This window comes from Bacteroidota bacterium (assembly GCA_018831055.1).
Lineage (GTDB): Bacteria > Bacteroidota > Bacteroidia > Bacteroidales > B18-G4 > M55B132.
The window spans coordinates 1-8,040 of the sequence record JAHJRE010000020.1 but is presented as its reverse complement, the minus strand read 5'-3'; the positions used below and the strand labels follow the sequence as shown (position 1 = coordinate 8,040).

Annotated in this window: 6 protein-coding genes; 3 read left to right on the top strand and 3 right to left on the bottom strand. The window is 42.2% G+C overall.

Features of this window, described 5'->3' with window-relative positions:
• Positions 1-792, bottom strand: a 792-nt coding sequence (locus tag KKA81_01545) for a CHAD domain-containing protein (GenBank protein MBU2649592.1), incomplete at its 3' end; no start/stop codon positions are given.
• A gap of 173 nt (positions 793-965) precedes the next feature.
• Here KKA81_01545 and KKA81_01540 point away from each other — a divergent pair.
• From KKA81_01540 to KKA81_01530, 3 genes are read left to right on the top strand one after another with little or no spacing between them, the layout of a single operon-like run.
• Positions 966-2,447 (top strand): hypothetical protein, encoded by a 1,482-nt coding sequence (locus KKA81_01540; GenBank protein ID MBU2649591.1) that lies wholly within the window; start codon positions 966-968, stop codon positions 2,445-2,447.
• An 18-nt stretch (positions 2,448-2,465) separates the two neighbouring features.
• Positions 2,466-3,161: an ABC transporter ATP-binding protein gene (locus tag KKA81_01535; protein ID MBU2649590.1), complete on the top strand. Its 696-nt coding sequence runs from the start codon at positions 2,466-2,468 to the stop codon at positions 3,159-3,161.
• Positions 3,162-3,181: 20 nt separating this feature from the next.
• Positions 3,182-5,641: a DUF5686 and carboxypeptidase regulatory-like domain-containing protein gene (locus tag KKA81_01530; protein ID MBU2649589.1), complete on the top strand. Its 2,460-nt coding sequence runs from the start codon at positions 3,182-3,184 to the stop codon at positions 5,639-5,641.
• Here the strand turns inward: KKA81_01530 and KKA81_01525 are convergent.
• Together KKA81_01525 and KKA81_01520 are read right to left on the bottom strand one after the other, a co-directional pair.
• Positions 5,631-6,530 carry an AEC family transporter gene (locus KKA81_01525; GenBank protein MBU2649588.1) on the bottom strand — a complete coding sequence of 300 codons (900 nt, stop codon included), beginning with the start codon at positions 6,528-6,530 and terminating at the stop codon, positions 5,631-5,633. The two genes, KKA81_01530 and KKA81_01525, sit on opposite strands and share 11 nt — an antisense overlap.
• A gap of 58 nt (positions 6,531-6,588) precedes the next feature.
• The coding region (locus KKA81_01520) for a hypothetical protein (GenBank protein MBU2649587.1) at positions 6,589-8,040 on the bottom strand (1,452 nt) is incomplete at its 5' end.

The following is an 8,040-nucleotide window of genomic DNA, read 5'->3' as shown; positions in this document are numbered from 1 at the left end:
TATTTCTTCTTTTAAAATTTGGTGTATCCTTACTTCGTCATGGTATTTATCTTCGAGAACTTTTCCCAGGAGAAGATTAACTTTAATTTTTGATTGCCTGTACCGTTCAAGGAATCCCACCGCGTTAACCTTATCGTGCCATTCGCCAAGAATGGTGCCCAGTTCATTGAGCCTGTCCCTGCTAATGTTTAAATACTCATCAACCTCAATAGCTCCGCTGAGCATGTTATTCAAATAGCCAATGTTTTTCAGATGCCTTCGTATGTTATGGAAACGGATTTTTTCATTAAAATCATAGAAGAGATAACGAATTGATTTGACGTGGGCTTCCACCATTCGGTTGGCGCAGACGATCACCGACCTTTCCCTGACATGCTTCAGCCTGTTTCGGAGGATGTCATCCAGGCTGTTCAAAAAAAACGGATTGTACTCAAGAGATACATTCAGATATTTCTTTTGGGCCTTTCTTTCCTGTCTTTCAAGGTATATCTGGTATTCTGGAAATGAGGTGCTCAGGAGTTGTTCGTAATCATTCAGCAATTGCCGGTGCACCTGTATATCCCGCACCCGGCCCGAAGTATTATATAGCACCTTGAATTGCCGGAGGATAAAGGATGCATCTATCCTTCCCTTGCTGAGAGTTTCGGCAAATCGTATGATTACTCGTATCCTTTTAAAGCTGGTCCGCAGATCATGAATGGCTTCAATATTATCCGCCTGCCTGGAATGTTCGAGGTTTTCCAGAACAATCTTTCTGTGTTTATCGAAATACGGGTAAATATATTTGTCCATCCTGATATTACAACGCTGGTGTTTTTTCAATGTTCAACAACGGACATATACTGTCCGTTTTTCAGACGAAAGTTACTAAAAAAATTAAACTCCTGGCAACTCTTTATACTGATTTGCAGGCATTTTGTTTCCTTAGCAGGAAAATTGATAACTTTAGCCCAAAATCGGAAAAGATGATGGTAAAGTGGTTTATTGGTCATTTACGTAAGGAATACTTACGCTCTCCAAACCTTGGGAAAAATACCGGAGTAAGTATCCTCATTGGTTTCTTTATTTTTATTTTGATTGTTTACATGCTTGCCCTGGGATTGTTTCTAAATGAGATTTTTTTGAAGCTTTACCCCAACAGTAACCCGGTGTTTGTTTTTAACGGGATATTGTTTTATTATCTTATGGCGGACTTAATGATAAGGTATTTCATACAGGGTTTGCCCAAAATGAAAGTAGAGGCTTATTTGCATCTGCCCATAAGAAAGAGTTCGATAATTCATTTTATGGTTTTGCGAACCTTGCTTGGGTTTTTTAATTTCCTTCCATTGTTTGTTTTGATACCTTTTGTGATTAATTCTGTATCGGTTCATTTTGGCGGAGTTCAGGCTACAATATGGTTTTTTTCGATTATTATCATGGTACTGGGGAATAATTTTATGGCAACCTATCTGAAGAGAGCCATTGGATCAAAACCCGGAATTGTAGGTATAGCCAGCCTGATACTGATAACACTGGCGCTTCTTGATTACTTCGGGTTGATCAATATAGGTTCTCTGTCTGCTGCTTTTTTCGGGTTATTTCTCGTCCATTCCTGGACTGTAATTATTGCGTTGCTTTGGCTGTTTACAGGATATTGCCTGCATTACCATTTTCTAAAAAAAAGACTTTATCCGGAGGAGGTCATAACCCGGAAGACCGAACGGGTTGATGGAATTTCGAGGATACAATACTTTAAGAGCCTGGGGTATTTTGGTACTATGCTGGCTCTTGATCTGAAAATGATTTGGAGAAATAAGAGAACCCGAACCATTGTATATATGTTGCCCATCTTCCTGTTGTATGGTTTCTTTTTCTACCCGCAGGAAGAATACCGGAGTCTGAACGGTATGCTCATCTTTGTCGGGGTTTTCATGACAGGAGGGATGATGCTTAATTACGATAATTATGCCCTGGCTTATGAGAGCAATCATTTCGACGGGCTTCTTGCCAACCGGGTTGATTTCAGACAATATTTCAGGATGAAATATATCAATTCCCTGTTGATTGCATCTTTTTGTTATGTGCTCACCATCCCTTATGTGTTTTATGGTACGCATATTCTGCTCATCAACACAGCAGCCTTCTTTTATAACATTGGCATACTTTCGTTTGTTTTGTTGTACATGTCGACATATAACCGTAAACGAATGGATATGTCGAGGGGTTCAGCCTTCAACTATCAGGGCATAGGGGCTTCCAACTGGCTGGCAATGATTCCTGCGTTCCTTTTACCGGTATTGGTTTATCTGCCATTTTCCCTGGCAAACAGACCTTACCTGGGGATAGCATTCATCGGACTGGTTGGGATAGTAGGTTTGCTATTTTACCGTTCTTTCCTGAATGTTGTATATGAGAAGTTCAGGAAGCAACGGTACAGTATAGCTGAAGGATTCAGGGAAAAGTAATCAACAGATTTTAAGAATATGATAGAAGTAAAAAATCTTAGCAAGCAATACGCCGGTACAGTAGTGCTGGATATTCCCGAAATGGAAATAAAGAAAGGTGAAAGTTTCGGTCTGGTAGGTAATAACGGGGCGGGGAAGACTACTTTTTTCCGGTTGATACTTGACCTGATCAGGGCAAATACCGGATCGGTGACTAGTAATGGGTTGGAAGTCAGTGCCAGCGTGGAATGGAAGAATTACACAGGATCCTACCTTGATGAAGGATTCCTGATCGATTTTCTGACTCCGGAAGAGTATTTTGAATTCCTGGCTGATATAAATGGACTTTCATCAGGTGACCTTCAGGATTTTTATTTGCGTTTTGGAGACTTTTTCAACCAGGAAGTGCTTGGGAAAAACAAATACATTCGCGATTTATCAGCCGGGAATCAGCAAAAGGTTGGAATTGCAGCATCTATGATTGCTGATCCCAAGGTACTCATACTGGATGAGCCGTTTAACAGTTTGGATCCCAGCACACAAATCCGTCTTGTCAGGATGCTTAACGAGTTTCAACAGGAAAAGCAAATCACCATGCTGATTTCCAGTCACGATCTCAATCATATTTCTGAAGTATGTCAGCGTATCGTCATCCTGGAAAGAGGGAAGGTGGTTCACGATTTACAAAAAAGTCCGACCACCCTGATTGAACTTGAGAAGTATTTTGCTGTTTAGTATCATAGTAATTCCATTTCATGAAGAGATTTCCTGCTTTATTGCTTTATGCTTTTCTTTTATTACCCTTCCTGGGCAGGTCACAGGAATACACTGTAAAAGGAAAGGTTTTTGATTCAGGGACCGGTCAACCTCTTGCTTTTGTCAATATTCTGATGAATGATGGTCAGCAAGGTGGAACATCTGACATTGACGGGGCTTTTGATCTGAAATCCTTTGAACCTATTGAAGTCCTGAAATTTAGTTATGTTGGATATTACCCTCAAACATGGTATGCAGAAGGGGGAAGAACCGATAAGCTTCGTATTGGATTGGAGCGCTTATCGGTGGAACTTCATGAAGTGCAGATATTTCCGGGAATTAATCCGGCTCACCGGATCATTAACAACGTGATTGACAACCGTGATAAGAACGATCCTGAAAAATTGAAGTCGTTTTCGTATACTTCCTACGATAAAATGATCTTCACTATTGAAAAGGCTGACAGTCTTCGGCAAATCGACACAACCTCACTGGATGACGGAGGGAAGGAGCTGGTTGATTTTATAAGCGATAAGAATATCTTTATCATGGAAACCGTTTCGGAGCGAAAATTTCTTCATCCCGACCGGAATTATGAGAATGTAATTGCGACAAAAGTTTCAGGATTCAAGGATCCCATTTTCGTCTTCCTGATTTCACAGATACAGTCCACCTCGTTTTATAACGAAATGATCCGTATCGCGAATATGAATTACGTAAATCCAATAAGCAAGGGAAGTACTAAGAAATACTACTTTCAGATTGAAGACACAACGTATTCAGGAATAAACGACACTGTCTTTATCATTTCCTTCAGGCCATTGTTGAATACCAATTTTGACGGACTGAAGGGGGTTTTAATGATCAACACCAATGGTTGGGCCATTCAGAATGTCCGTGCGGAGCCTGCTACCATGGGAGGAGGGTTTAATCTGCGTGTACAGCAGCTTTATGAACACATTAACGGAGAACAATGGTTTCCTGTACAGTTGAATACAGATGTGATCTTCCGGAATATCCAGGCTAGCGTTGATAGCAATTCTTTTGGATTGGTAGGAATAGGCAAGAGTTATATTCGTGATATTGAGCTGAATCCGGATATAATCCGGCGTCAGTTAGGGGTTTTGGGTGTGGATGTTGATCCGAACGCAACTTCCAGAAAGGAAGATTTCTGGGCCGGTTACCGGGTTGATTCACTATCGGAAATGGATCTGAGGACATATGAGTTTATCGACAGTATTGGAAAAGAAGCGCAGTTCGATAGGCTTGCTAAATCGCTGGAAACCATTGTAAAGGGAAGCATCCCCTGGAAGATTTTCGATATCCGTTTGGATAAGATTTTCCGGTACAATCCTTATGAGGGAGTATATCTGGGACTTGGGGCCTCAACCAACGAGAAGCTTTCGCGTTTTTTCAGCATTGGCGGTTACTGGGGCTACGGTTTCAAGGATGAAAGGGCAAAATACGGAGGCACATTGGATCTCAACCTCTACCGGCAGCGCAATGTCAAACTCAGACTGGATTATTTCAACGACGTTGTGGAAAGCGGTGGTGTGAGTTTTTTTGATGACCGGTCCGGTCTGCTTCGTCCCGACAATTTCAGACAATTCCTGATCAAAAGGAAGAATATTACCGAGTCTTATGAGGCGTCGTTGTCGTTCAGGACGTTAAACCATTTTAATTGGTTTGTTGGCTTGAACCGCTATACCAAGCAGGCAGCGGGAGATTATGAGTATGGAGTTTCGTCTCAAGGAACAGCCCTTTTCCTGGAAAATTACCGTTTTACCGACCTCACACTTGGCATGCGTTTTGCTTTCAGGGAAAAGATAATACAAACTCCAAGGGCAGCTATTTCATTAGGGACTGACTATCCTGTTCTTTGGGTGCAGTATACACGGGGATTCAACGACTTCCTGGAAGGGGGTTTCGAGTACAACAGGGTGGATGTAAAAGTAGAGAAATCGTTTTACACTAAATACCTGGGAGAGACAAGTCTTCAACTCCGGGCCGGGTATATCGACGGCAACCTTCCTGAGTGTAACCTATACAATGGCAACGGCAGCTTTCGAACCTTTACGATATTTGCGGAAAACAGTTTTGCCACCATGCGTATGAATGAGTTCCTTTCGAACCGCTATGCAGCCCTTTACTTTACACATGATTTCGGGAACCTCTTAATCCGCACGGAGAAATTTGCCCCGGAATTTGCTGTTTTGACAAATATTGCTTTCGGTAACCTGAATAATCAGGCAAATCATTTCAATATAACCTATAATACCATGGAACTGGGTTATTATGAATCCGGATTCCTGATAAACAACCTTCTGAATTTAAGGCTATATACTGTTGGTGTTGGCGGTTTCTACCGTTGGGGGCCGTATTCGTTTAAAAAGTCGTTTGAGAATATGGCATTCAAGATCAGCTTTGTATTTCCATTTCAGCAATTCTCTAGCCGTTGATAGTCAGGAATATAGTAACATAAAGCATTCCGGCGAGGATGGCGAAAGAAACAAGGCTTGCTGCAAAGTCACGGTCGAGTTTTTCCATGGAAGCGAATGTAAGCGTGTTAAATCCTATAGGAGCGGAAGCACCCAGAATAACGACTGTGCGGGTAAGCCCCTCCAGTGTCAGCAGTTCTGCGAAGAAATAACCGATCAGGAAACCAATACCCATGCGTATCCCAATAGCAGCCATTGCCTGCCATGGCCTGACAAGCCGTGGCGAAAAGTAAATACCCAGTGCCAGCATGATCAATGGGACGGTCATTTCACCAAGGATATCGCATGTTTCGGCAAGAATCAAGGGTAGCTTATATCCCAGAAGGTTTAAGGTTATTGAGATGATAATGGACCATCCGGGAGGGGCAAACAGCAGTTTGCGAAGAAGAACCCGGCGGTTTTGGCCGTTCTCACCATAACGGCAGGCAATATAATAAACCCAGGAAAAAGCCAGTAACCCGTTAACAAAATCAAAGATTAAAATGCGAGCCATGCCTTCATCACCGTATGTCGCATAAATAAAAGGAAACAAAAACCCATTGTTAAGGATCATGGTTCCCACAATAAAGGTCCCGGCGGTTTTCCCGGGAAGCTTCATAATCTTTGTGGCCGCAAGGGAGATCAGGTACATGGCAATAATCAGAATTACAGTGATCATTGGAAGGTACGCGAACCTGAGATCAAGCTTAATGTTCAGGAAAGAATCGAAAATAAGAGCCGGAAGGGTCAGGTAGAACACCATCATAAGCAGGAAATCCCCGTGCTCCCTCCGGAAGATGTTCAGTTTCTTCAGAAGGAAGCCGGCTATTGCAATCAATATTACGGGGCCAACGTTGGTCAGGACTTCCATTTTCCGGGGTTTGGGCAAAAGTATAAAAAAGCAGGAAGCCCGGACCGCCGTTTATGGATTATTCCAATGAAGAAGTATATTCCGGGGAGAATTCCAGTACACAGGTCTTTTCCGGTGATTCGAAGATGCCTTTTACAATGACTTTCCCATCTTTTCTGAACAAACGAAATGTTGTCCCCTCCATGTCTTCATAAACATTAGGGAATAGCCATTGATCAAGAATTTTTCCATCAAAATCAAGTTCCTGCAGAAAAATCATGTCACCGTCTTTAAGTATATGCCAGATGATCTGATCGTCTGCGAATATGTCCAATGTTGTTTTTTGTAAATGATCAACCTGGAATTTGATATAATCCAGGGGGGCTTTTTCAGGATCAGGCGGATTTTCCGGGGACTTTACTTCATATAGCTTAATTGAATATTCTGGCTGATCTTCGTAAATATTTGTATAGCCCCTCATATCACCACTGTGGGTGTTCACGATCCAATAAACATCATCCGATTGGCGGATCAATGGGGTTGCCAGAGTGTAACCCAGGCGGTTTTGAATTTCAAAGGAGGTAAGAGAACCGAAATAACGGATAAAGTTCCCATGAATATCATAAATAGCCAGCAAGGGTGCATTGTCATAAAAGCTTTCCAGGAAGGGATTTTCCCTGGTGTTATTCCAGTTAAGGCTTTCTGATCCGGAAACCGGCCAGCCCTTGCTGACGGAAAGAAACATCAGCTTGCCGTTGTTCGAAAAGAAGGTTGTTGTATGGCTGGCAACCAACGTTGTATCCGGGGCTGCAGGCAATGTTAACACCCGTTCTACCTTCCCGCTTTCAATATTTTTGTATAGATAAGCTTGCTGGTTAAAACAGGCAATGTGTTCCGCTTCTCTGTTTTCCCAGTAAATCTTTGGTAAAGAAGCGGATATGATCAATGTGTCGTTTACAATAACATTGGAAAAGAACATCGGATTGATGATGTTCATTTGCTTGAAAAACATGAAAAGGGTATCACCAATACCCGGTCCCAGAAACATCTTGTCTTCTTCCGGACCCGGTCCGACAGCACTGATAAGCCTCGCTTCCGGTTCAATCAACTCATAAACGACAGCTTCAAACGACAAATCATCGATGTAGGATAAATACCGGAGATCTGCGCTGAAACCCGGGAGAGCAGGTTTGGCAATCGGATGCTCATCATTTTCTTTAAGGGTAATAATGGAAGACGGACGGAGAATTTTACCTTTCAACATTTCAAAGCTTATTTCCGGAGCTTCGTGATCAATTTGTTCCGGTGTTTTTTTCGGAACCATGGCCTGGTGATTTTTAGCATCAATCATTGAACGGATGAATTCCTCATCCATGGTCAAGCCCAGGGAGGACTTGGAGATAATCAATATTCCGTGAATTCTGTCGAATTTTACAAGATAGGGTACCTGCAGGAATGGTGTGGACATGTAAAAGTTATCAAGGAAGGAATTTTCAGTGCATGCCAGAATATAGTCGGCTATGAAGTGTCT

What these genes read in the sequence shown, in the direction of transcription:
- KKA81_01540 (MBU2649591.1), top strand. Translation starts at nt 966, where the DNA reads ATGATGGTAAAGTGGTTTATTGGTCATTTACGTAAGGAATACTTACGC.
- KKA81_01535 (MBU2649590.1), top strand. Translation starts at nt 2,466, where the DNA reads ATGATAGAAGTAAAAAATCTTAGCAAGCAATACGCCGGTACAGTAGTG.
- KKA81_01530 (MBU2649589.1), top strand. Translation starts at nt 3,182, where the DNA reads ATGAAGAGATTTCCTGCTTTATTGCTTTATGCTTTTCTTTTATTACCC.
- KKA81_01525 (MBU2649588.1), bottom strand. Translation starts at nt 6,530, where the DNA reads ATGGAAGTCCTGACCAACGTTGGCCCCGTAATATTGATTGCAATAGCC.